Here is a 24215-nt window from a genome sequence, read left to right on the forward strand (position 1 = left end):
AATAAAATTTTCATAAAAAAAGGGAGGATCAATATCTTCCCTTTTTTTATTGCCCATTAAGATTAACTTAATGCTTGTGCCAAATCATTTTTCAAATCATCAATATGTTCTAGCCCTATGGATAAGCGCAATAAGCTTTCCTTAATACCTGCCTTGGCTTTATCTTCAGGTGTCACTCTGGCATGCGTGGTGGTATAAGGGTGGGTAATTGTCGATTTTACATCGCCCACATTGGCTGTTTTTGAAAATAAACACACCTGATCAACTACATGCCAAGCTTGAGCTCGGTCACCTTTTACCTCAAAAGACAGCACACTACCAAACCCATTTTGCTGTACCTTTGCCAATTCATGTTGAGGATGACTCGGTAAGCCTGGGTAATAAACTCTTTGCACTTTAGGGTGTTGCTCCAGCCATTTTGCCAAAGCCAACGCGTTGTCATTTTGTTTTTCAGTACGAACAAACAGTGTTTCCAAACCACTCATCAACACCCATGCATTAAAAGCAGACAAGGTTTGCCCTGCTGTACGTACATGCATAAACACTTGTTCAATTAGTTCCTTACTGCCACAAACCACGCCACCCATAACCCGCCCTTGCCCATCAATTCCTTTAGTGGCCGAATTAACTGTTAAGTCAGCGCCTAATTTAATAGGCTGTTGTACAGCAGGGGTACAAAAACAATTATCAACGACCAATAACACATTTTTACTTTTGGCCAACTGCGATAATGCTCGAATATCGGCCATTTCAGTGAGTGGATTAGAAGGCGTTTCTAAATACAATAAACGCGTATTATCTTGAATGGCGTTTTCCCATGCAGACAAATCAGATGGGGCAACAAATGTTACATCAATACCCAATTTAGGCATCTGCCCGTTTAACAAACCTAAAGTGGTACCAAACAAACTTTGGCTTGCCACAATATGCTCACCAGCTTTTAAAAATGTTAATATCGTTGCTTGTATTGCTGCCATTCCTGTTGCAGTGGCAATACCTGCTTGAGCACCTTCTAACTGAGCCATTCGGTCTTGAAAAGCAGTCACAGTTGGGTTAGCAGTACGAGAATACGTATAGCCTTCTGCCTCTCCAGCAAACAATGCCGCACCAGCCTGCGCACTTTCAAACATAAAACTGCTGCTTAAAAATAAACTTTGGCTATGTTCATGAAACTGACTGATTTGACGTGCACCACGAATGGCAAGTGTTTGCGGATGATATTGTTTATCTTGTGACATGTTATTTCTCTCTTGTTTTTATGATGAGTTTAATTTTTTAATCTTTTGGAATCAGTAAACGTTCAACAACATGACCTTGAACCAAGTGCTGATCAATAATGTCATGAATATCTTGCTCATCAACAAAGGTATACCACACTGCTTCAGGGTAAATCACCAATACAGGGCCATATTCGCACCGACCTAAACACCCCGCTTTACTTATGCGTACTTTACCTTTTCCAGCAATACCCATTTCTTTGGTTTTTTGCTTCAATAAATTAAAAGCGTCTTCTACCTGAAAATCAGCGCAGCAAGCATCGCCATTAGCGCGTTTATTGGTACAAACAAAAACATGGTGACTAAAATAACTCATGCTGATACCTCTAAAATATTAACTGTTTATTATTGTGTTGATTATGACTTTTGATGGCAGAAAAAATAGCATCAAATTCAATATGATATTGCTCAGTTAATTGTTGTGCCGTTTTTTTCAATTTTTCCAAATCAATTGTTGCTGGACTTTGTTTAAAAGCCATAACCGCAATATTGCCATGGCTTGAAGCAGGTACTTCAAGCACTTGCCCATCAAACACGCTTTTTAAACTCTCAATAAAATAAGCATAACGCTTGTCTCTACTCCACCAATTGGTGATAAAAATACCTTGCTCTGATAATGCCTTTTTGCAGTCCTGAAAAAAATCTTCTTCTACCAAAGCATCAACAATTTGCACACCATCAAACCCATCGACCATAATCACATCTACCGATTTCCTAAACACCTTAATATATTGTGCCCCATCAGCCTGAACCACCTCAAAGCGTTCACTCTCAAAAGGTAATTCAAAAAATGATTTAGCCACAGCAATAACCTGTGGATTAATTTCAATCACAATATCTTTGGTTTGAGGTAGATAATAATCAATCCAACGCGTAAAAGAGCCACCACCTAAACCAATTTGCACAATTTGTTTTGGGTTTTGTAAAAACAGCAACCATGCCATCATACTGCGGCTATATGATAAAACCAGACGAGTCGGATCATCCAGATCCATTGAACTTTGTACCGTTGGACTACCTAAATGTAATGAACGAATATTGCCCTCTTCCGAAATATCCACTTCAGGCAAATCAGGTTCATTTGAACGTACCTTACGTCGGTAAAGATTACGTGCCACTTTGAATTCCTATTTTTGTTCTATTGTCTAAAATACTCATGGTTGGTTTAGCCGCTATTTGACTTTCTTCTTTATCAAAAGCAATATCACCACCGCCTGCTGGTACTGAACCTGTTTGCAGATGGGTAAAATCAAATAACCGAGTATCAGCCAAATGAGAAGGCGCAATATTTTGCAAACTACTGAACATGCTTTCTAACCGACCGGGGAACTGTTTATCCCAAGTTTGTAACATATCCTTAATAACCTGACGTTGCAAATTAGGCTGTGACCCACATAAATTACATGGAATAATGGGAAACTCTTTTATTTGCGCATAACGGATTAAATCTTTTTCCCGCACATAAGCTAAGGGTCTAATCACCATATGTTCGCCGTTGTCTGACACCAATTTTGGCGGCATAGCTTTTAGTTTGCCACCATAAAACATATTTAAAAACAGCGTTTCTAATATGTCATCACGGTGATGCCCCAAAGCAATTTTAGTCGCACCCAGTTCTTTTGCCACACGATACAAAATACCTCGTCTTAAACGGCTGCATAAAGAACAAGTTGTTTTACCTTCAGGAATCACCCTTTTAACAATGCTATAAGTATCTTCTTCAATAATTTTAAATGGAATGTTCAAACCACTTAAATAATCAGGCAAAACATGTTCAGGAAAACCTGGTTGTTTTTGATCCAAATTAACCGCGATTAATTCGAAATGAATGGGTGCCGACTTTTGCAAGCCCATTAATATATGCAGTAAAGCAAAGCTATCTTTACCACCTGATAAACACACCATAATTTTGTCGTTATCTTCAATCATATTGAAGTCATTTATGGCATCACCCACCAAATGGCGTAACCGTTTGGTTAATTTATCGGTTTCATATTTTTGCTTTTTTTCAACAGATTGCATCACAACAATTTTACACTTAACAAATAAAAAAGATATTGTACGCCAGAATTGTGTTTCGGTTTAGCATAATCCATAAAAAAACCAGATACCTTATCAAAATTAACTGCTCATTTTTCGGTTGTGCCAAAGAGCCTATTTGGTTAAATTATGTTTTCTTTCCCCACTTAAAACCAATAAAGATTGATTCAATGAACACATTAAACGATGACACTATGTACCAAGCCTTATTGGATAAGGACTCTACTTTTGAAGGCATATTTTTTGCTGGCATCAAAACCACAGGCATATTCTGCCGCCCTACCTGTACCGCCAGAAAACCTAAAAAAGAAAATGTCGAATTTTTTACGACAGCAAAAGAAGCCATTTTAAAAGGGTACCGTGCCTGTAAAATATGCAAACCACTCAATCAACCCAATGAAACGCCACAATACATTGCGGCTCTTTTAGAACAAATAGAAAACCACCCAGAAATCAAATTAAAAGATGCCGACTTAATCCAACAAAATATTGACCCGAGCACCTTAAGGCGTTGGTTTTTAAAAAATTACAACATGACTTTTCATGCCTATCAACGCATTAATCGAATCAACCACGCCTTTAATAAAATACAAGAAGGCCAATCCATCACCAATGTTGCCTATGATAGTGGGTTTGATTCGCTTAGTGGATTTGGAGAATCTTTTAAAAATATTTTTGGCGTTGCCCCCTCACACACCAAAGAACAAAAAATCATTTACCTGACCCGTTTAAACACCCCTTTAGGCACCATGTTTGCAGGGGCAACCGACAAAGGCATTTGCTTGCTTGAATTTACAGACCGCAAAATGTTAGAAACCGAACTAAAACAACTGACAAAAATATTTAACGCAGTTATTATTCAAAGCAAAAGCCCTTTTTTTGACATATTAACCGAGCAATTACAAGCGTATTTTGCAGGTACCCTTCAAACATTTACTGTCCCTTTAGACACAAAAGGCACCCCTTTTCAAGAACACGTATGGGCAACTTTGCAAACCATCCCCTATGGAACAACTTGCTCCTACCTTGAAGAAGCAACAATGATGGGCAAACCAAAAGCAGTACGTGCCATTGGGCACGCTAATGGGATGAATCGAATTTCAATCATTATTCCTTGTCATCGTGTTATTGGCGCGAATGGTGATCTTACCGGATATGGTGGCGGCTTATGGCGTAAACGCTGGTTACTGGAACTTGAAAGAAGCCATAATAAAAACCACCATTAGCTTTCTAAGCCATCATTTAAATGGCTTAGAAAAACATCAAGCTCTTAGCGCAACAGCATCAAATTTTACATTGCACTAGCTCATTCATTTTTGTCAAAAGCTGCAAAAACCCTATTATATTAAGTAAGATACTGAATCATTTATTAAACAGCCTATTGACTATTAAAAATTCAACCAATTGTTTTTTTGATTAAAGACCTAACGACTATTTAATTAATTGATATTAAATATCACCAAATAGATAAAATTTCATTACCATCATGACAGTCAACTGTTTTGATTCTGCTAAATACCGCAGAATTCAATCCAGCATACTGGCTATACTAATAAATAATTGTTGTTAATACACAATCACAAGGAGTTTTTATGAAATACGTTCGCTTTTTATCTATTTTATTTTGTACATTGTTTTCTTTATCAAGTTTCGCTGCCGATAACCCATTAAGCGTACATGTATTAAATACACAAAATGGCTTACCTTCTTCTGGTGTTGAAGTAAAATTAGAACAGAAAAAAGGCAACCAATGGATTTTAATGAATGAAGGTGTCACCAATGAACAAGGTCGAATTACAGCCCTTTATCCACAAAATAAAACCTTGGAAAATGGTATTTATCGCGTGACTTTTGCGATGGATAAATGGTTTAAATCGCATAACACTGAAACATTTTTTCCTGAGATTCCAGTTGTTTTTAACGTTGATGGAAAATTACCACATTACCATATTCCATTGTTAATCAGCCCCTATGGCTTCTCAACTTACCGAGGTAATTAATCAACTTACTTAATTCATTGATGACCAATTGACTCTTAAAGTACCTGAATATATTCGTTAATGGATCATGCCAGCAGTTGTTTAAATAACCCCTGCTGGCTTTTTAAAACCAAACATTAATTGTCTGTAATTTTAAACATCACCCAAACATTCGATCGCAACCATCTCTTCTCTCTAATCCCCACCGTCGTCTGAATATATTGTCCGAATAGGCTAAAAGGCACACTTCAAGAAAAAACAGACCAAATAGATCAAGAAATAAAAAAATATTCAAAAGTATTCTCACAAGCAATATCATGTAAAATAAAAAAGCCCTTTTTTAAGAACAAGTAAAGTTAGCTTTACAAACCATTACTTATCGGACAACATGCCCCTACCTTAAAAAAGCAACACGAATTATAAAAACCAAAGCAATACGTGCCATTAGGTACGCCAATGGGATGAATCGAATTTCAGTCATTATTCCCTGCCATCACATCATTGGCGCTAATGATAATCTTACCTAATATGGCGGTTGCTTATAGCGTAAACGCTGGTTACTGGAATTTGAAAAGAATCACCTTAATTTAACACCTTAATTTGAAAGGAGTAATAAATGAAAGCCGTTCTTAGCGTTGTGGGTCAAGATAAAGTAGGTATTATTGCCGGCGTCAGTAACAAACTTGCCGAGTTAAACATCAATATTCTGGATTTATCCCAAACAATTATGGAAGGCTATTTCACCATGATGATGGTTTGCGACATCAGCCAAATGAACCTAGAATTTGTGCAAGCAAAAGAAGCGCTTAATCAAGTTGGTGACAAACTGGGTATGCAAATCAACATTCAGCGTCAAGATATTTTTGATGCCATGCACAAACTTTAATCTAAAGGAAAAAACATGGACTCATCACAAATTCTTGAAACCATCCGCATGATCGAAGAAGAAAAACTGGATATCAGAACCATCACCATGGGTATTTCTTTACTCGATTGCATAGACAGCGATGGCGCAAAAGCCCGCCAAAAAATTTACGACAAAATCACCCGTTTAGCCCAAAATTTAGTTGCCACAGGCAATGCCATTGAAGCAGAATTTGGTATTCCCATCGTCAACAAACGCATCTCCGTTACCCCTATTTCCTTAATTGCAGGCGCAAGCGACGACACCGATTATGTTGCTTTTGCCAAAACCTTAGACGAAGCGGCTAAAGCCGTTGGCGTCAATTTTATTGGCGGTTTTTCTGCCTTGGTACAAAAAGGTTGTCATAAAGGCGATAAAATTTTAATGGCTTCATTGCCCGAAGCCCTAGCCCAAACCGATATTGTTTGTGCTTCGGTTAATGTTGGTTCAACCCGTACCGGTATCAACATGAATGCAGTCAAACAAATGGGCGACATCATCAAACAAACCGCCGAATTAACAGCCCATAACCAAGGCTTAGGCTGTGCAAAACTAGTGGTGTTTGCCAATGCAGTAGAAGACAACCCATTTATGGCAGGCGCTTTTCATGGTGTGGGCGAAGCCGATTGTGTGTTAAATGTTGGCGTCAGTGGCCCAGGAGTGGTACAAAGAGCCATCGAAAAACTACCAGATGCCCCATTTGATGAGATTGCCGAAACCATCAAACAAACTGCCTTTAAAATCACCCGTATGGGTCAATTAGTGGGTAAAGAAGCATCAAGCCGATTAGGGGTGCCTTTTGGCATTGTTGACCTTTCGCTTGCCCCTACCCCAGCCATTGGCGATTCAGTTGCCCATATCCTAGAAAAAATGGGCTTAGAAATGGTGGGTACCCATGGCACAACCGCCGCTTTAGCCTTATTAAACGATGCTGTAAAAAAAGGAGGCGTGATGGCTTGTGGACATGTGGGTGGCTTATCTGGCGCATTTATTCCCGTATCGGAAGACGCAGGCATGATCGATGCAGTTAAAGCAGGCTCGCTTAACCTAGAAAAATTAGAAGCCATGACCGCCATTTGTTCAGTAGGTTTGGATATGATCGCCATACCGGGCGACACACCTGCCAGCACCATTGCGGCCATTATTGCAGACGAAGCGGCAATAGGCGTCATTAACAATAAAACCACGGCTGTGCGCATTATCCCAGCACCTGGCACCAAAGTGGGCGATATGGTTGAATTTGGCGGCCTTTTAGGCGAAGCGCCTGTGATGCCTGTTAACCCCAAATCATCGGCACAATTTATTGCCAGAGGTGGGCGAATTCCTGCACCTATTCATTCATTTAAAAATTAAAACCCTTATTTTTATTAAAAAAGCACCATTTGATTATGGTGCTTTTGTTTTATCTGGCAAAAATTCTTATCATGAATTGATCATAATAATAAACAAATTTTCCATTATTTATATTGAATTTTTTCAAAAACAACGTATGCTTAAAATTTAAGCACCTGAATATCTTGAATTGAATCAATATATATAACAGGGTTATCCACAGAGATATCAAGAGAATTTGAGGATAAAACTATCCACACTAATGAAAAAAATACACCATTTTGATCTGTTTACTCATCCATTAAAAACATATTGATTCAATCAAACATCACCCTATTTTTTATTTGCCTTCTCGCTTTAACCGTTTATGCTCAAACTGTTCTGCTGTCCCTGCAACCGTAAAAATAGACAACTGTATGCCCCGCATCAGTTCTGATAAATAATACTGCATCGACAAAACATCCTGTATTAAATCAATATTAGGCTTTTTAGTGTAGTGGATATATTGCTCTGTTATGTGCAATAAAGCACTATTGCCCTTTTGTAAACATTGCTGTGTGTGAATCGCTGTATCATAAATTTTTTGAGCATCAACACCTGACACATCATAAAACCTTGCGGTTAAACAATATGGGGTATTTAAAGACGTTTTTTCTACAACATTTTGATGAATAAGAAAATCGGGGTGTTGCCCCTTAGAAAAACCTAAATCTGACATACTGCACCTCCTGTTCGGCTATAACACCATCACCCAAACATAAAGTTAGGGTGATGACACAAACAGGGGTGGCATAACAGATACAAGAGCTGTCCAGCCCGAAGGCTGCCCTGTCTGTGCCACCATTGAGGTGAACAAACAACGGGCAACAAGTCTTTTATTGACTTGTTGGTCTTGTATAAGGGATGCCACTCCCTATACGGCTATTGAACCGTACAAGAGTTATTATTACAGCTTCTACTTAAGCTGTGAAGGATTTTTGAATGGATAACGGATACTTTTTATGAATATGTTGTATTGCAAGGAAAGATAAATGATCGAACAGATAAGAGGATATCGAAGGATATGGAAAAAACAGGAAATCGTTTTTAAAAATTCAATTATACAAAATAATCGATTAATTTAAAAACAAAAAATGATTAGAATTAAGTACTGAAAGATTATCATAAGTAAAAAATCGTACTTAAATTAAAACAAACTTTATGGTAAATAATAAAACAAAGAGCAACCCAAAAAGGATAGGTGCAAAGGCAATAAAAAAATATGGTGCCCCAATAGCAATGATACGATAATTATTGCCATATTTCTCAGCCAAAAAATCATCTGATATGATCATTTTTCTTATACGATGTATAAAAAGACCAAGGGGGGTACCAATAATTGTTCCAGCAAGCGTCCCCTTTGTAATCTGATAAGATGCTAAGTTATAGGCATCGGCTATTTGTATTGAACAAGCAAGGCTTAACGAAAAAGCAATTAAAGAAATATAAATCAATCTGCGTTGATTAAATTTACAAAGAGCATTGTAAAGTGCCTTCTCACTCATATTCTATCCTTAAATAAATTTGTAAAATGCAACCAACTATTATACAAATTAAATAATTATATCAATCTCAATTTAGCTTACTACATATATCATATAGGTTTTTGATAATCTATCACTCTTCATAAAAACACATTAATCTGAACAATATTCCAAACCTTTATAACATTTCTTTTTTATGACTTTTCCGTCTTTGTAAGTTTTTTCTATTTCTTTATTGCCATTTTCATCCCATATAATCCCCACCCCTGCTGGTTTATCATTTATGTATGTCAGTTCTGATGCTTTTACCCCATTTTTATGCCAAGAAATTGAACGTCCATGTAATTGATTATCTTTATACTCAGTTTGTCTCCTTAATTTTCCATCTATCCACATTCTACCAACACCATTTTCTTTTCCATTAACAAATCTAGCTTCAGTTGCTTTTTGCCCATCTTCATCCCATGTCACATATAAACCTTCTGCTTTTCCATTTATCATCATGCCCTCAATTAATTTTTGCCCATTCTCAAACCAGATAGTGGTAATACCATATTGCTGCCCATTTATGAAATATTTTTCTAAAAATTTCTTTCCATTTTTATGCCAACGAACAAAATAACCATTTGGTTTTCCATTAAACAGCCAGCCTTCTCCCGTTTTTTCTCCAGTTTCAGCATATATTGTTCTCAATCCATTTATTGATAGCGGCTCCTCTTTCAACAAATCATTTTGCTCCTTTATAATAATAGGGTCTGTTAATTTTTTTTGATTGCTTTTATAAAAATGTTGAACAACATAATCGCCATTTTTATTTTTACCTAAAAGCTTTCTGTAGTAAAAGTTATCACTCTTCTTAACACTAGGATTGAGCAAATCTCTTTCAGGAAAATAAGCCAGTATTTTATTTTCCTTTTCGGAAACAACTTCAGTATCAGAAATTTTGTTATTTGTAAGATGGAACTTTTCATTAATAGCATCACAGCCATTTAATAATAAAAAGATCATTGCTAAGGATAGATACTTGATCATAAATTACTCCGCTGTAAAAATACATCAACTGTTACATGTAATTAACCTATTATCACATGTAATTTAAATTTAATAAAATAAATATGCAATATATGATCAGTTAATGAATAACACTGTAGCAATTTAGAGAGAGTTTGTAAGGATAGTATTAATATGAGTAGTTTCTAAGCCGCCTATGCGGCGGTTAACGTTGATGCTTTTAGTGTATTTGGTGTTAATGATTTCTAAGCCGCCCTCTTTGGCACAAATAAATGCCCATGGTAAAACCAATGTGTCTTTAACCAAATCGGCAATATCAAAAACCAATGCTCCGCGGCGAGTTTTGCCATGCATTACAGCAAAACCATGTGGAATACCCAATACCCACAAAGTCGTGGCGGCTAAACCATAGGCTAAATAATTACCATGGTTTAAAAAATTATTGGCAATATCACCACCATCATGTTGGCGTTCGAAATTTTTTTGTTGGGTGCGTGCTGCAGCTATTTTGTACAATCGTTTGGTCAGCTGTGCTTCAACTAATAATAAATCACCTACTTTATTTACATTATCTATTTTATTGATAAAGTGGGTCAGTGCTTGCTCAATATCTTGATCGGCTAAATCAAAGCCTTCTGCTTTTAAATCTTTGTCTTTTGACCAAACAGCTTTTAGGTATTGAATACGGGCTAATTGGAATTTTTTGGCAACCGCCAAACGTTTTTGCTCATCAAACCAAAACGAAAGCCAGCCTTGCACATATTCTGTTGGTCTGTATTCGCTTTGTGGTGTCAGCCATTCAATTTCACTGCCTGCAAATAAAGGGGTGCCGCCACCACCACAAAACCCTACCAATACCCCAGCACTGGCTAGCATACGCATGGCCGCTTGTGTGATGGAAGTACCGGTACCCAATAAAATAACGGTTGTATTGGCGATGGGAATATTCCAATAATAGTTTTCGTCTTTGGCTTCGGTTAAATACAAGACCCGCCCATCTTTTTGCATCACCCGACATTTTTCGAGGTAATATAAATTGGCTCGTTTAGAATGTAATATGGCTTTTAAATCGGTTAAAGCTTCCATAAGTTTCCTATTTTTTAATCTGGTGGTTTGCTCTATTTTATTTGATTATTTTTAGCATAATATCATTTTTATCTTTAAACAATTTTGTTTGAGGGTATTAATCGTCTTTACCACCATTTGACTATGCACTTTTTAAATAAGAAACAAACAGAAAACAGCCATAAATTTTAAATCTATTTTAAAAAATAAGTTATACTGCTTGTCTTTTGTCAAACAAAACAATAACGGGCAATTATGGCTAAATAATTGCTGTTTTTAACTTTATTCTCTACAGGGTTATTGTATGTCACACATGGTTCTTGATAAGGTTCGACAAACTTATAATATCGATCATTGGGGGAATAATTATTATCATATTGATGACAATGGTCATATCAGGGTTTGCCCTAATCCAGAACACCCAAACGCCACAATTGATTTAAATGATTTAGCCCAGCAGATGCAAACAAAGGGGTTGCGTTTACCTGCTCTTTTTTGTTTCCCACAAATTTTGCAACATCAACTGCGTTCTATTAATCAGGCATTTGAAGGGGCAAAACAATCTTTTGGGTATCAGGGTAATTATTTTTTGGTTTACCCTATTAAGGTTAACCAACATCGTCGTATTCTTGATGCATTAATCCACTCAGGTGAACCATTAGGCTTGGAAGCAGGTTCTAAAGCAGAACTTCTGGCTGTATTAAGCCATGCTGATTTTACCCGTTCGGTTATTGTGTGTAATGGTTATAAAGACCGCGAATATATACGTTTGGCACTGATGGGTGAAAAACTGGGGCATAAGGTTTATTTGGTCATTGAAAAAATGTCTGAAATTGCTATTGTGCTTGAAGAGGCAGAAAAATTAGATGTTACCCCGCGCTTGGGGGTACGTGCTCGTTTGGCTTCTCAAGGCTCGGGTAAATGGCAAGCCAGCGGTGGGGAAAAATCAAAATTTGGGTTGTCTGCCACTCAAGTACTTAAACTGGTGGATACTCTAAAAACAGCCAATAAACTGGATAGCCTGCAATTATTGCATTTTCATTTAGGTTCTCAAATTGGCAATATCCGTGATATTGCAACTGGGGTAAGGGAATCAGCCCGTTTTTATGTGGAATTGCATAAACTGGGGGTTCAGATTCAATGTTTTGATGTGGGTGGCGGTTTGGGTGTAGATTATGAAGGTTCTCGTTCACATTCTGACTGCTCGGTTAATTATGGGCTATACGAATATGCCAATAATATTATTTGGGAAATAGGCAATGCTTGCAATGAAAACAACCTCCCCCACCCTACAGTCATTACTGAATCAGGTCGAGCCATCACGGCGCACCATACGGTACTGGTATCGAATATTATTGGTATTGAGCAAAGTCTATTTTTACCACCAAATGTACCAAAAGACGATGCCCCCAGAGCATTATTAAGCTTATGGCGTACTTGGCAAGAAGTCCAAAGCAACAGGCAACCACGTTCATTACGTGAATGGTTACATGATAGCCAATTAGACTTAAATGATGTACACACACAATACTCGCTTGGATTGATTAACCTAACTGAACGCGCTTGGGCAGAGCAAGCCTATTTGGCTATTTGTGCAGGCATTCAACCATTATTAGACCCAAGTAACAGAGGACACCGCCCTATTATTGATGAATTACAAGAAAGAATGGCCGATAAACTGTATGTCAATTTTTCTTTATTTCAATCTTTGCCTGATGCATGGGGTATTGATCAACTTTTCCCTGTGATGCCTTTAAGTGGTTTAGATCAGCCACTGAATAAGCGCGCGGTATTATTGGATATTACGTGCGATTCGGATGGTACAATTGATCATTATATTGATGGAGACGGCATTACCAACACAATGCCCATGCCTGAATACGACCCTGAACACCCACCTTTAATTGGCTTTTTTATGGTTGGTGCTTATCAAGAGATATTAGGCAATATGCACAATTTATTTGGTGACACGGCTTCAGTGGATGTATTTGTGGGTGCAGATGGTACGATTAAAATGGATCAAACAGAAGAAGGCAACACCGTGGCACAAATGCTTGAATATGTGCAACAAGCACCACATATATTAACTGAACACTTTAACCAACAAGTTAAAGCAACCTGTTTAGATGAGCACACAAAATCGGCGTTTATGGCTTTATTTGAACAAGGATTAAGCGGTTATACTTATTTAGAAGATGAATAAAATATTGTGTGTTTTTTCATATAAAATCATTTATCTTAATTTTTGGTCTGAACAAAGACATTAAGAAAGGAAAGTTATGTTTAATACATTAAACAACCAAGACGATCATTCATTGGTTGCCAATGCTTTTGGGTTTTTACGCTTTCCTCTTCATTTTCAGCCTTATAACAGTCAAGCCGATTGGGTAATTACAGGCGTTCCTTTTGATATGGCTACTTCTGGCCGAGCAGGTGCGCGTCATGGTCCAGCGGCCATTCGTCAGGTATCCACCAATCTTGCATGGGAACAAAACCGTTGGCCTTGGCAATTTAACTTGCAAGATCGTTTAAACGTTGTTGATTGTGGGGATGTTGTCTTTCAATTTGGGGATGCACAAGATATGTGCAACCAGTTGCAAAGCCATGCACAAAAACTATTGCAAGCAGGTAAAAAAATGCTTACTTTTGGTGGAGACCATTTTATTACTTTGCCTTTACTGCGTGCTCATGCACAACACTTTGGCAAAATGGCTTTACTGCATTTTGATGCCCATACAGACACCTATGCCAATGGCAGTAAATTTGACCACGGCACCATGTTTTATCATGCGCCAAATGAAGGGTTAATTGACTCCACACATTCGGTACAAATTGGTATTCGTACCGAACATGATCAAGATAATGGCTTTACTGTATTGGATGCGGCACAAACTAATGACCGATCAGTGGATGATATTGCAAGCCAAGTCAAACATATTATTGGGGACATGCCTGTTTATTTAACATTTGATATAGATTGTTTAGACCCAGCATTTGCACCAGGCACTGGCACACCTGTGTGTGGAGGTTTAACAACGGATAAGGCATTAAAAATTCTAAGAGCCATGCAATCACTTAATATAGTGGGTATGGATGTGGTAGAAGTAGCCCCTTCTTATGACCACGCAGAAATTACGGCATTAGCAGCAGCAACCATTGCTTTAGATATGCTTTATATGCAAGCTGCAAAAATAAAACGCTAACGAATAAAAAAACACCTATGAACTGCCCTTTAAAAACAAATTGGGTATCTTGTTTTATTGGTGCAGTTCATAAAAAATATTGTCATTTTCCCCCTCAGCGCATCATCACACATCCACCTAAAAACACTAAATTTAAAAACACTAAATTCTTTTAAAAGATTAGTGTCTCGCTTTAAATCCAATTCAAGCGATCAACTAAGCCTTGTTACTATTCAGGAAAGGGCATTTCGCGTCTAAAATCTTCGATAGTGGATAAATCCTTGCCTTCAATCATCTGCAGGCACTCACGCCAAAATTTAAGCACAGTACGATATTGGTTAAAGGTGAATTGTTGTGGTTCACCACCACTATCGGGATCAATGGAGTATTCAGTATATTCGTTGGTGATTGCCATATGTCCTGGCAAAGCAACTGGAGGACATAACCAGATTTGTTTTGCATTCATATCCCAATCAGCAAAACGTGGGTCTTGAGGTTGGTATTCCCCTCTCTCAACCTTTTGTAATAGTTCTTCAAAAGAAGCATCTTCTTTTTCGCTGGTTGAATGTTCTACGATGAAATCTAACAATGTTAGACCAATAGCCCTGTCTTGTTTTACATCATCACTTTCTAAGACTAACTGTTGAATATAATCACCTTCTTCAAACTTAAAAAGTTTGAATACTAAAGATTTATGGCTCATATTTAGGGTAACCTCGCCATTGTTTAACTAAACCTATTGGCTCATTAAAAATAAATTTTACCTCACTAGATTTACCTAGCCAGATACCTTTTTTCTCATCAATTAACTTTTTATTCTCAAAAGCATGGCTCATTTCAAGCTTACCTCTGGTAACTGACCAATCAGCAGGCGTTAAGGTCGATTTAGCCCCATTATTGGTTTTTAAGTAAAATGGCTCACCATCTGCTTGTCTCATCCCAACCTTAGCTTTAATCGTACCATTACTGCCCACTGGCTCCAACAGTTCCGTAATCACTAAATCAGGTGAGCGTGTAAAATGTCCACCTTGTACTTTACCTCGACCATTTCCATAGATTCTAACATCTGCCTCAATATGTTTAAAATCAATATCCTGTTGATGCTTACGGTAACTTTCTAATGTTTGCTGAAAATGACTCGGTTCTTTAGCTCGTTCCGCAAACTGGCTATAAACCTGCTTTTCTTTATGTATCGCCAATTGTATATCTTGATTGCGCTCTGACCATTGGCTAAAGGTTTGCTTATCTTGTGCTATTTTCTGACTAACTTCTGTCACTGTACTGAGGTTTTGTTTAGACACGACTTGTTGTGGCCGTACTGCCTGTAGTTCAAAACCCAATGCCCCTATTTGATAACGCATCATGCCACTAGGCAAGCGAATAGGCTTGAGTGTCACCCCATAACCACCATATTGGGTTACTGCTTTACCCATCGCTAAACCCGCAGTGACACCACCTACCAATTCTGCAAAGTCTCCATATCGTCCTTGCATCAGCGCTGTGGTACCGTGATAACTGGTTACCCCTATACCGGTAATGGGGTTACTTTGTAACAAGAGTTCTGTTTGTGAAGTGCCGTTTTTATAGGCTTCTGCCGTGCCACTTTTCATCTCAGGTAACCACATATCGGCACCTTGTTTATTGCCCATATAATTATAGGTGACCGCAGCACCAGCCATAGCCATATCCCTGACTTGTAAGACAGGTTCAACCACAAAGCCTTTTGCGCCATTAACAAGCCCACGCCCAAAGCGTTCACCATAATTGCTTGATTGCCTATATTCAGTCGGTAAGTATTGGTTGATCAATACACGGTGTTTGAGTTGATCTTCGAAAGAGTTACGTGTTAATGACTCTTGTGGTTTAAATAAACCACTTAATAGCTCATTGGTTTTTTGTTGTTCGAGGTTCTGTTTTTGCTGTTGTTGAATCTGTGCCTGAATGCTGTCAATTTGTTGGTTGATTTTGCTTTGGCTACTCAGTCGTTGTTTAGCGAATAGTTCGTTTTCTTTTTGCTGTTCAGGTGTGTAGATACTTGGGTCATAGTGATATTCTTTATTTGGTTTGATATTGGGTACAAAATGCTGATGCGTGTCTTTTAGCTGAATATCCTTTATTTGTCCTGAACGGTATAAATGCCCCAAAGCTGCCTCAGGGTGATTGGGGTCTAATTGTTTGGCAATCGCCATGCCACTATCGCCACTTTTGGCAATGGCAGTGCGTATGGTTTGTTCGGGTTCTTTCTCTGGTACAGGTAAAACCTGATTGATATCTTCTTTAGGCTGATTTTGCGCCAGAATCACTTGAGGGTCTAATTTAATGCTTTTATTATAAGCACCGACAATTAAGTGCATCTGTTCATGATTGATATCGACATAAGTAACTTTAGGCGGACGCCCTGCAAAGTCATCAATAGCAAAGCCAACTGCTTGCATTAAAGCCTGCTGCTCTTTGGGTTTAAAGATAGACAGTTTATCTTTCACGTCAAAGATATCGATGAGTTTATTGATTTCATTTAACCGTTTAGGTTCAGGCAAAGGTCGCTCTAATAGGTTTGGTTGTTGTTCAGTTTGTTGTTGCGTTAGAATTTGACGAATATCGATATGAGCAGCCACATTATTGTGGATATGGGCAATCAGATGATTGCCATCTTTGGATAGCCCGACTCCATCAATTTTATCAAAATGCTTTTTTTTAGCGACTTCTACCGCTAAAGCTTCGGTTAATTGTTTTTGTTGTTCTTGGGGAAACTCTTTAAGCAAATTATTTTGATTAAGATGATTTTGTACATCTTCGATTGCTTCGGGGAGCTTTTGCCCTATACGCTGCTGTTCTTCTTGCTCTTGCTGCCAGCGTTGCTGCTGCAAGATTTCCAAGTCGATTTCTAGGCGTGGGCGTTCCATAGATTAAAATTCAAAACAATATATTAATGACAAACGAGATTGTATAGTAACCCACATGCCAAGTATCTAAAAATAGGATAAAAAATGCAATTAAAATAGATTATGACTCATTGTTACAACTTAAAAATAAATTGTTGGAACATAAAACATATAAGCAATTAACTTACCTTTGTCGGTATAATTTTTCTAAGCCGCCTATGCGGCGGTTAACAGTAAACAATTAAACGATTTCTTTAATAAAACAATTAATTATCTAAAAAAATCCAAATTTACCCAAATTTTTACTCAAAAACATAACAAACTGATTTTATTTAAAATTTTAAAGAGCAAAAATATTTGGGTTAATTTCAACTTAACCCAAATAAATTATAACTTAAATATTCACCATTGACATAAGTTCTTGCTGATAACGCGTACCAGCAATTGCTTGAGAGGGGAAAATATTGTTAATAGCCATCATTTGCTCATCACTTAACTCTATACCGAAAGCCCCAATATTCTCCTTTAAATTACTGATTTTACTGGTTCCACTAAGCGGTATAATCAAATTATTTTGTTTTAAAAGCCATGCCAAAGCCAATTGTGCGGCAGTACAATTTTTTTGTTGGGCTAACTCTTCTAATTTGTGAACCAGTTCTATATTGTGATAAAAATTGTCACCAACAAAACGCGGATTATTACGCCTAAAATCATCTTCAGCTAAATCTTCTGGTTTTTGAATTTTTCCTGATAAAAAACCGCGCCCTAATGGGCTATATGCTACAAAACCAACACCAAGTTGTTCGCAAGCACTTAAAATACCGTCTTCTGGTTCTCTACTCCATAAAGAATACTCACTTTGCAAAGCGGTAATCTGGTGTTCTTTACATGCTTGAGTTAATGTTTGGGCAGAAGCTTCTGATAACCCTAAATAACGCACTTTACCCTCTTGAATCAATTGTGCCATTGCCCCTACTGTTTCTTCAATAGGCACTTGTGGATCAATACGATGCAGATAATATAAATCAATATAGTCTACACCTAATCGTTTTAAACTGCCCTCACAACTTTGTTTAATGTATTCTGGCTGGCCATTCACCCTACGGGCATTAGGGTTATTATTGTCCAATAAAATCCCACATTTTGTGGCTAAAAATACTTTTTCTCGTTGTCCAATAATGGCCTTGCCAACTAATGTTTCGTTTGTATAAGGACCATACATATCAGCGGTATCTAAAAAATTAATGCCCTGCTCAATAGCATATTGAATGGTTTTGATAGACTCAAGATCATTTTTTGTACCATAAAATGCACTCATGCCCATACACCCTAGACCAATTGCAGAAACTTGCTCACCTGAATGTCCTAATGTTCTGGTTGGTACCATTGTATTGCTCCTGATTATTTGTAAAACTCGACTTTAATGCATTTATTTACATAAAAAAATGGTACATTCCTTCATATACTATGAAGGAATGCTACATAATGAATAAAAGTATTGAAACAACGCTAAACGTTTTTCGATTGGTTGCTGAATATAAAAGTTTCACTCGAGCAGCAGCAGATATGGATATTTCACCATCAGCTTTAAGCCAAAGCATTCGCCAATTAGAACAAACATTAGGGGTACGATTACTTAATCGAAGCACGCGTTCTGTCAGCCTAACGGAAATTGGGCAGCAATTTTTGGTACGCATTAGTCCAGCTCTAGATGAATTACGCGAAGCTTTGGAAGACCTTCCACAAACCAAACACAATCCAACTGGCACACTTAAAGTAACCATGCCTTATATTGTTTGGCAAAGTATGATTGAACCTCGTTTGGCTGATTTTATGGCACGATACCCTGATATTCGGCTAGACGTACAAGTAGATGATGGACTCACAAATATTGTGCAAGATGGTTTTGATGTCGGTATTCGTTTAGGTCAAATGCTCCATCAAGATATGATTGCTTTGCCTTTTGGCTTACCAATACGATCGGTTATTGCAGCCACACCACGATATTTTGAACAATACGCTCACCCTCAGCACCCATACGATTTATTACATCATCGTTGTTTATGCTACCGTTTTAATAGTGGTAGAACAATTTATCATTGGGAATTTTACAAAGGTGATGAACATATGAAATTTATGCCAAACAGTGTGTTAACCATGAACAAAGACATACCACTGAATAAAATGGCACAGCAACACATCGGTTTAATCAATGCATTTGAACCCGATATAAGGAATGAATTAGCACAGGGTATATTCATGCCCACTTTAACAGATTGGCATATTCCAGAAACCCAATTTTATTTATATTATCCAAGTCGTCATTTCATGCCCAATAAATTAAAAAAATTTATTGATTATTTTCGGTAATCTAAACTCAAAATAACCATTAATTGCTTCCTTGGGCAAAGGCAAACTAAAACCCATGATATTATAATAACTGGTTGAAGCCCGTTAAATTAATGCCCAGTCATACGGCTAAAAAGGTACAGTATCTATATGAAAAAATTATTCTTTGTTTTTTTCTTTGCTTTTTGTGGAGAAATAATTGCAGCGCCCTATTTAACCAATAGGCAAGAAAACATCATTAATGCCATTGTTGATGCTGAGTATGACAAGATTAAGCAAGGTTCAAGTATTCTATTTGATACAGGTAATATGGATATCAAAAAAATAACACCGAAAATAATTGAAGAGCAAAGAAACACGTTGATCTCAATTGGTAAAAATGGGTTAGATACTATTGACCCATCTTATTCTTCTCAAACGCTTTGGATTTTCTTTGCTGCGATTGCTACAAGCTATAATTCTCCTGATTGGGTTTGTGCTCAATATGACAGTCAGTGTAAAGAATTTGCAAAAAATGACAATTTTCCCGATTTAGCTCTAGAAGCTCAAAGATTAACCATGATGGCACTATGCCCCAAAAACTCAGAAAAATGTGCAATCAATTATGATCAATTTGCTGAAATTTTAGACAAAAAGCAGGCCGAAATAGACACCCATTATAACGAAAAACAACTCAATGAAAAGTTTGAGCAACAACTTAAAAGCATCGGTTTTCCAGAAAATGCGTTCAAATTTTCACCTTAACAAGATATTTTTTTGATAAAGTCGTTTAACTGATTTGCCAGTTAATTTCTGCTAAGCCTTTTTGTGTCAAAAACTGATTGGTTTGGCTAAAATGCTTACACCCTAAAAAACCTCTATGTGCTGATAATGGCGACGGATGTGGTGCAGTTAACACCAAATGTTTACTGGTATCAACCAATGGTTGTTTGTTTTGAGCATGTCTGCCCCATAATAAAAACACACAAGCTGGGCTTGCTTGACTGACAAATTGAATTAATGCATCACTGACCACAAACCAAGGCCATGTTTGGTGGCTACCAGCTTGAGCCTGTGCGACACTAAAGCCTGTGTTTAATAATAAGACACCTTGTTGTACCCAAGCGGTTAAATCACCATGGCTGGGCGGTTTAATGCCTAAATCTTGCTCAATTTCTAAATAGATATTGCGCAAAGATGGCGGAATAGCCACGCCCTGCCCCACAGAAAAAGCCAAGCCATTTGCCTGATCTGGTCCATGATATGGGTCTTGTCCTAAAATAACGCATTTAATGGAATCAACGGGTTGTTTTAATGCTGCAAATATTTGTGGTGCGGGTGGATAAATGATCTGCTGGTTTTCTACAGCGTGTTTGTATAATTCATGACATTGTCTGAGTGCACTGGCTACTTCTTTTTGTTGAAAACAGGGCCGCCAACTAGGGTGAATACTATTTAATGCATCGATAAACAAAGGGACATAGTCACGTAAATTAGCTGGCTTATTCATGTTTTCCTCCTAAAAATGAATTTGATTAATACTGTTGCATATTATGATCAATCACCTGTGCCCAATGATCTATGCCACCCGTTAAATTATAGATACGACTTTCATCAAAACCTGCTTGCAACAAAAAAGCCGCAACAGAAAAGCTACGGATACCATGGTGACAATACACCACAATATCCTGCTCATCGGGTAGTTCATGCTGACGGATAGGAATTTGATTCATCGGGATATGAACACAATTGGCTAAAGAGCATATTTCTACTTCATGAGGTTCTCTGACATCTAAAAGTAAAATTTGCTCTGGTTCTTGTTGTAATCTTTTTGCCAGTTGCTCTACCGTAATAGATTGAACGTGCATAATTAAAATTCAAACTTACCTGAGAATCCTGGGTTTTTGGTATTGGTTAGATAAGGCACATTGGTATCAAACAATACTTTTTCTGTGAATTGGTTGTCTTTTAAGGTATACAACATTGCCTGCATCACAGCAGATCGTCCCACAATAATCACCAAACGTCCATTTTCAGCCAATTGTTCTTTTAATGCCTCAGGTACAGTGTCACAAGCACCTCCAATATAAATGGCATCAAACTTACCTTGGTCGATATTTTGTAAACCATCAGCTACGTGGTAATTGATATTTTGGTAAGCTAATTTTGTCAGTGTTTGTTTGGCTTTTTCTTGTTGTTCCTGATCAATATCAACCGTTAACACAGATTGTGCCAACTTGGATAATAAAGCAGTTGCATAACCTGAACCTGTGCCCACTTCTAATACTTTATCAGTTGGTTTAATGGCCAATGCTTGAATCATACGAGCCACTATTTTTGGCTCTAGCATGACGCCACCATTAGGTAAAGGTAAATGGGTGTCGGTATAAGCAACCCGTTCTTGCCCACTGGCAACAAAGGCTTCTCGTGGAATTTCCAATAAATGGTCTAAAACATTTAAATCCAATACACTCCATGGACGAATTTGTTGTTCAACCATATTAAAACGTGCTTTACTAAAATCCATTTCTCACACTCCAGACTTCTATTTTGTTTTGTTAATTAAGTTTTATGTTGTTTTTAATCCGATACATCACAAAGCAACACAAATAAAATTCAAAATATTTATTTACCCACTTGTCCCAAATGGGTAAATTTGAATCCTTGTCGCGATTTTAAACCATATCCTAAAAACCGATCAAACCCAATATGGGCAACCCAAATCAACCCGACAGACAACAATACTGACATATTTAAAAACAAACCTACCATACACACAATCGATGCACCTATATAAGAATGCGCACAATTGTATGCAATTGCCCCACATGATGTGCCAAACACATAGGCAAAAATAGAAACATCTGGGACAAAAAAACACACCAAGAAAAACCACCAGTCAAACTGATATTGTTTATAAAGCAACACAGAGGCCATTAAAACAACCAATGCTTCCAACCGCAAAATGATCAGTTACCCTTTATTTATTGGGTTTTTTGGCATATTTACGGATATTGTTTGGCAATCATCGCCAACATTTGTGCCAATACTTTTGGGTTTGCAGCCACAATATCACCTGTTTCTAACCAAGTGTCATTGCCTTTGAAATCAGTCACAATACCACCTGCTTCTTGTACCAATAAGCTACCAGCCGCAATATCCCATGGTTTTAGGTTAAACTCAAAAAAACCATCTACGCGACCACAAGCAACATTACATAAATCTAAAGAGGCCGCACCTTCTCGTCTGGCACCTGCGGTTTTCGCCAGCATATCTTTTAAAATAGACAAATAGGTGTCCATCATGCTTTGGTCAACAACAGGAAAGCCTGTGGCAATCAAACATTCATTTAAGTTAATGCGTTTGGACACACGGATACGACGATCATTTAAAAAAGCACCTTTACCACGAGATGCGGTAAAGATATTATTGCGTTCAATATCAAACACAACGGCTTCTGTTACGATGCCTTTACAGGCTAAAGCAATAGATATGGCATATTGTGGATGACCATGCAAATAATTGGTTGTGCCGTCTAATGGGTCAATGATCCACTCATAGTCTGAATCTTCTTGTCCAACGACCCCACCTTCTTCTGCCCGAATTTTATGGTCAGGGTAAGCATGTAATAAAGTATCAATAATGATGGACTCCGACTCCCTGTCCACTTGAGAAACAAAGTCATTAAAGGATTTGGTTTCAACTTTAATACTTTCTAAACTTAAAGAAGCGCGCAACATCATATTAGCGGCTTTACGAGCGGCTTTCACAGCCGTATTTATCATTGCATTCATGCTTAATCCAATAAAGATGGGCACAACAAAGTGTGCTTACGTTACAATAGGGGTTTATGTGTTAAAGAACTTTTTAAATTATACGCTAACTTTGACAATGAACAAACCTCAACTTCCTGCTTATTTACAGAATATCAGTATTGTTTTATGCCGAACAAGTCACCCAGCCAACATTGGTGCTGCGGCAAGGGCCATGAAAACAATGGGACTAACAAAATTAACATTGGTTTCTCCTAACCTGATGGTTACGCCTATGACGGAGCACCCTCATGTGTTTCGTCCAGAAGACCCAAGTGCTTTTACCTTACCAGAAGAAAGCTTCATTTTGGCTTCTGGTGCAAAAGATGTTTTAGAAGAAGCCATAATTGTTTCTTCTTTGGCTGACGCGATTAAAGACTGTACGCTTTGTTGCGCCCTAACCAGCCGCAAAAGGGAATTAACTGCTTCACTACAGACCCCACGAGAAGCCATGCCTGAATTATTGCAAGCGGCGCAAAATGATCAAAAAGTGGCATTGGTTTTTGGTAATGAAACATTTGGCTTATCCATTGAGGAAGTCACGCAATGCAATCGTTTAATCACCATTAATGGCAACCCTGATTATTTTTCTTTAAATTTAGCCCAAGCAGTACAAGTCATCAGTTATGAGCTTATGAGTCAAGTTGACTTGGATATGGATTATTTAAAGCAAGAAACCGATTTAGCCACACGCGAACAAGTGCAAGGTTTAATTGGGCATATGCAAGACACGATGAATCAATTGAATTTTTTTGAACGCAGAAATGCTGAGCGCTTAATGCGTAGAATGCACAGTTTGTTTGACCGCGCCGATATCAGCAAAGAAGAAATTGATATTTTACGGGGCTTTTTCAAAACCATAGAGAAGAAAATACCTTAA

The 24215-nt window shown here is 37.7% G+C and carries 26 protein-coding genes; 10 read left to right on the forward strand and 16 right to left on the reverse strand.

The features are described from left to right. Window positions 1-62: 62 nt before the first annotated feature. The 4 genes from AADH04_RS02825 to ttcA are packed head-to-tail and all read right to left on the reverse strand — an operon-like array spanning window position 63 to window position 3299. The gene (locus AADH04_RS02825; RefSeq protein WP_434778736.1) at window positions 63-1238 is read right to left on the reverse strand and encodes an O-succinylhomoserine sulfhydrylase; all 1176 of its coding nucleotides are present in this window, start codon (window positions 1236-1238) and stop codon (window positions 63-65) included. Window positions 1239-1275: 37 nt separating this feature from the next. Continuing rightward, window positions 1276-1593, reverse strand: a complete 318-nt coding sequence (locus AADH04_RS02830) for a (2Fe-2S) ferredoxin domain-containing protein (protein WP_434778737.1) — start codon at window positions 1591-1593, stop codon at window positions 1276-1278. Window positions 1594-1603: 10 nt separating this feature from the next. Next, window positions 1604-2395: a polyamine aminopropyltransferase gene (locus AADH04_RS02835; protein WP_434778738.1), complete on the reverse strand. Its 792-nt coding sequence runs from the start codon at window positions 2393-2395 to the stop codon at window positions 1604-1606. After that, the gene (ttcA, locus tag AADH04_RS02840) at window positions 2385-3299 is read right to left on the reverse strand and encodes a tRNA 2-thiocytidine(32) synthetase TtcA (RefSeq protein ID WP_434779786.1); all 915 of its coding nucleotides are present in this window, start codon (window positions 3297-3299) and stop codon (window positions 2385-2387) included. The genes AADH04_RS02835 and ttcA overlap by 11 nt, the downstream gene beginning before the upstream one ends. Before the next feature lie 188 nt (window positions 3300-3487). Here ttcA and AADH04_RS02845 point away from each other — a divergent pair, with 188 nt between their 5' ends. The 5 genes from AADH04_RS02845 (at window position 3488) to AADH04_RS02865 (ending at window position 7553) form a co-directional block, all read left to right on the forward strand. Continuing rightward, window positions 3488-4543, forward strand: coding sequence for a bifunctional transcriptional activator/DNA repair enzyme AdaA (locus AADH04_RS02845; RefSeq protein WP_434778739.1), 1056 nt, complete (start codon window positions 3488-3490; stop codon window positions 4541-4543). A gap of 366 nt (window positions 4544-4909) precedes the next feature. Next, window positions 4910-5317 carry a hydroxyisourate hydrolase gene (gene uraH, locus AADH04_RS02850; RefSeq protein WP_434778740.1) on the forward strand — a complete coding sequence of 136 codons (408 nt, stop codon included), beginning with the start codon at window positions 4910-4912 and terminating at the stop codon, window positions 5315-5317. 350 nt (window positions 5318-5667) lie between these two features. Further along, window positions 5668-5823 (forward strand): MGMT family protein, encoded by a 156-nt coding sequence (locus tag AADH04_RS02855; RefSeq protein WP_434779787.1) that lies wholly within the window; start codon window positions 5668-5670, stop codon window positions 5821-5823. An 89-nt stretch (window positions 5824-5912) separates the two neighbouring features. After that, entirely contained in the window at window positions 5913-6182 is a 270-nt protein-coding gene (locus AADH04_RS02860; protein WP_434778741.1) for an ACT domain-containing protein, read from the forward strand. A gap of 15 nt (window positions 6183-6197) precedes the next feature. Further along, window positions 6198-7553 carry a PFL family protein gene (locus tag AADH04_RS02865; RefSeq protein ID WP_434778742.1) on the forward strand — a complete coding sequence of 452 codons (1356 nt, stop codon included), beginning with the start codon at window positions 6198-6200 and terminating at the stop codon, window positions 7551-7553. A 319-nt stretch (window positions 7554-7872) separates the two neighbouring features. Here AADH04_RS02865 and AADH04_RS02870 read toward each other — a convergent pair whose 3' ends face one another. The 4 genes from AADH04_RS02870 to cas1f all read right to left on the reverse strand — a co-directional run bounded on the left by AADH04_RS02870 (window position 7873) and on the right by cas1f (window position 11152). Next, window positions 7873-8250 (reverse strand): hypothetical protein, encoded by a 378-nt coding sequence (locus AADH04_RS02870; protein ID WP_434778743.1) that lies wholly within the window; start codon window positions 8248-8250, stop codon window positions 7873-7875. A 463-nt stretch (window positions 8251-8713) separates the two neighbouring features. Continuing rightward, window positions 8714-9076: a hypothetical protein gene (locus AADH04_RS02875; protein WP_434778744.1), complete on the reverse strand. Its 363-nt coding sequence runs from the start codon at window positions 9074-9076 to the stop codon at window positions 8714-8716. 132 nt (window positions 9077-9208) lie between these two features. Next, window positions 9209-10087, reverse strand: a complete 879-nt coding sequence (locus AADH04_RS02880) for a toxin-antitoxin system YwqK family antitoxin (RefSeq protein WP_434778745.1) — start codon at window positions 10085-10087, stop codon at window positions 9209-9211. A 123-nt stretch (window positions 10088-10210) separates the two neighbouring features. Continuing rightward, window positions 10211-11152: a type I-F CRISPR-associated endonuclease Cas1f gene (gene cas1f / locus AADH04_RS02885; RefSeq protein ID WP_434778746.1), complete on the reverse strand. Its 942-nt coding sequence runs from the start codon at window positions 11150-11152 to the stop codon at window positions 10211-10213. Window positions 11153-11435: 283 nt separating this feature from the next. On the opposite strand from cas1f, the gene speA reads away from it, so the two are divergent. Then, window positions 11436-13334, forward strand: coding sequence for a biosynthetic arginine decarboxylase (gene speA, locus AADH04_RS02890; RefSeq protein ID WP_434778747.1), 1899 nt, complete (start codon window positions 11436-11438; stop codon window positions 13332-13334). Window positions 13335-13410: 76 nt separating this feature from the next. After that, on the forward strand, window positions 13411-14334 hold the full coding sequence (speB, locus tag AADH04_RS02895; RefSeq protein ID WP_434778748.1) for an agmatinase: 924 nt from the start codon (window positions 13411-13413) through the stop codon (window positions 14332-14334). Between the two features lie 208 nt (window positions 14335-14542). Here the strand turns inward: speB and AADH04_RS02900 are convergent, their stop codons facing one another. The 3 genes from AADH04_RS02900 to AADH04_RS02910 all read right to left on the reverse strand — a co-directional run bounded on the left by AADH04_RS02900 (window position 14543) and on the right by AADH04_RS02910 (window position 18582). Beyond that, entirely contained in the window at window positions 14543-15016 is a 474-nt protein-coding gene (locus AADH04_RS02900) for a hypothetical protein (protein WP_434778749.1), read from the reverse strand. Continuing rightward, on the reverse strand, window positions 15006-17216 hold the full coding sequence (locus tag AADH04_RS02905) for a hypothetical protein (protein WP_434778750.1): 2211 nt from the start codon (window positions 17214-17216) through the stop codon (window positions 15006-15008). Before AADH04_RS02905 ends, AADH04_RS02900 begins: the two co-directional genes overlap by 11 nt. 373 nt (window positions 17217-17589) lie before the next feature. Then, window positions 17590-18582, reverse strand: a complete 993-nt coding sequence (locus tag AADH04_RS02910) for an aldo/keto reductase (protein ID WP_434778751.1) — start codon at window positions 18580-18582, stop codon at window positions 17590-17592. A gap of 98 nt (window positions 18583-18680) precedes the next feature. Between AADH04_RS02910 and AADH04_RS02915 the strand changes: the two genes are divergently transcribed. Next, window positions 18681-19565, forward strand: a complete 885-nt coding sequence (locus AADH04_RS02915) for a LysR substrate-binding domain-containing protein (protein WP_434778752.1) — start codon at window positions 18681-18683, stop codon at window positions 19563-19565. A gap of 129 nt (window positions 19566-19694) precedes the next feature. After that, window positions 19695-20288, forward strand: coding sequence for a hypothetical protein (locus AADH04_RS02920; protein WP_434778753.1), 594 nt, complete (start codon window positions 19695-19697; stop codon window positions 20286-20288). A gap of 25 nt (window positions 20289-20313) precedes the next feature. Here AADH04_RS02920 and ung read toward each other — a convergent pair whose 3' ends face one another. The 5 genes from ung to AADH04_RS02945 form a co-directional block, all read right to left on the reverse strand. Further along, window positions 20314-21033: a uracil-DNA glycosylase gene (ung, locus tag AADH04_RS02925; RefSeq protein WP_434778754.1), complete on the reverse strand. Its 720-nt coding sequence runs from the start codon at window positions 21031-21033 to the stop codon at window positions 20314-20316. Window positions 21034-21058: 25 nt separating this feature from the next. Then, entirely contained in the window at window positions 21059-21391 is a 333-nt protein-coding gene (locus tag AADH04_RS02930; RefSeq protein WP_434778755.1) for a rhodanese-like domain-containing protein, read from the reverse strand. A 2-nt stretch (window positions 21392-21393) separates the two neighbouring features. After that, on the reverse strand, window positions 21394-22050 hold the full coding sequence (locus tag AADH04_RS02935) for a protein-L-isoaspartate O-methyltransferase family protein (RefSeq protein ID WP_434778756.1): 657 nt from the start codon (window positions 22048-22050) through the stop codon (window positions 21394-21396). A gap of 98 nt (window positions 22051-22148) precedes the next feature. Next, the gene (locus tag AADH04_RS02940; RefSeq protein WP_434778757.1) at window positions 22149-22487 is read right to left on the reverse strand and encodes a DUF4260 domain-containing protein; all 339 of its coding nucleotides are present in this window, start codon (window positions 22485-22487) and stop codon (window positions 22149-22151) included. Window positions 22488-22528: 41 nt separating this feature from the next. Continuing rightward, window positions 22529-23317: an inositol monophosphatase family protein gene (locus tag AADH04_RS02945; RefSeq protein WP_434778758.1), complete on the reverse strand. Its 789-nt coding sequence runs from the start codon at window positions 23315-23317 to the stop codon at window positions 22529-22531. Between the two features lie 91 nt (window positions 23318-23408). Here AADH04_RS02945 and AADH04_RS02950 point away from each other — a divergent pair, with 91 nt between their 5' ends. Next, a complete protein-coding gene (locus AADH04_RS02950; RefSeq protein WP_434779788.1) occupies window positions 23409-24215 on the forward strand; it encodes an RNA methyltransferase in 807 nt (268 codons plus the stop codon).

Origin of the sequence: Neisseria sp. Ec49-e6-T10, assembly GCF_051132615.1 — a bacterium.
Classification (GTDB): Bacteria; Pseudomonadota; Gammaproteobacteria; order Burkholderiales; family Neisseriaceae.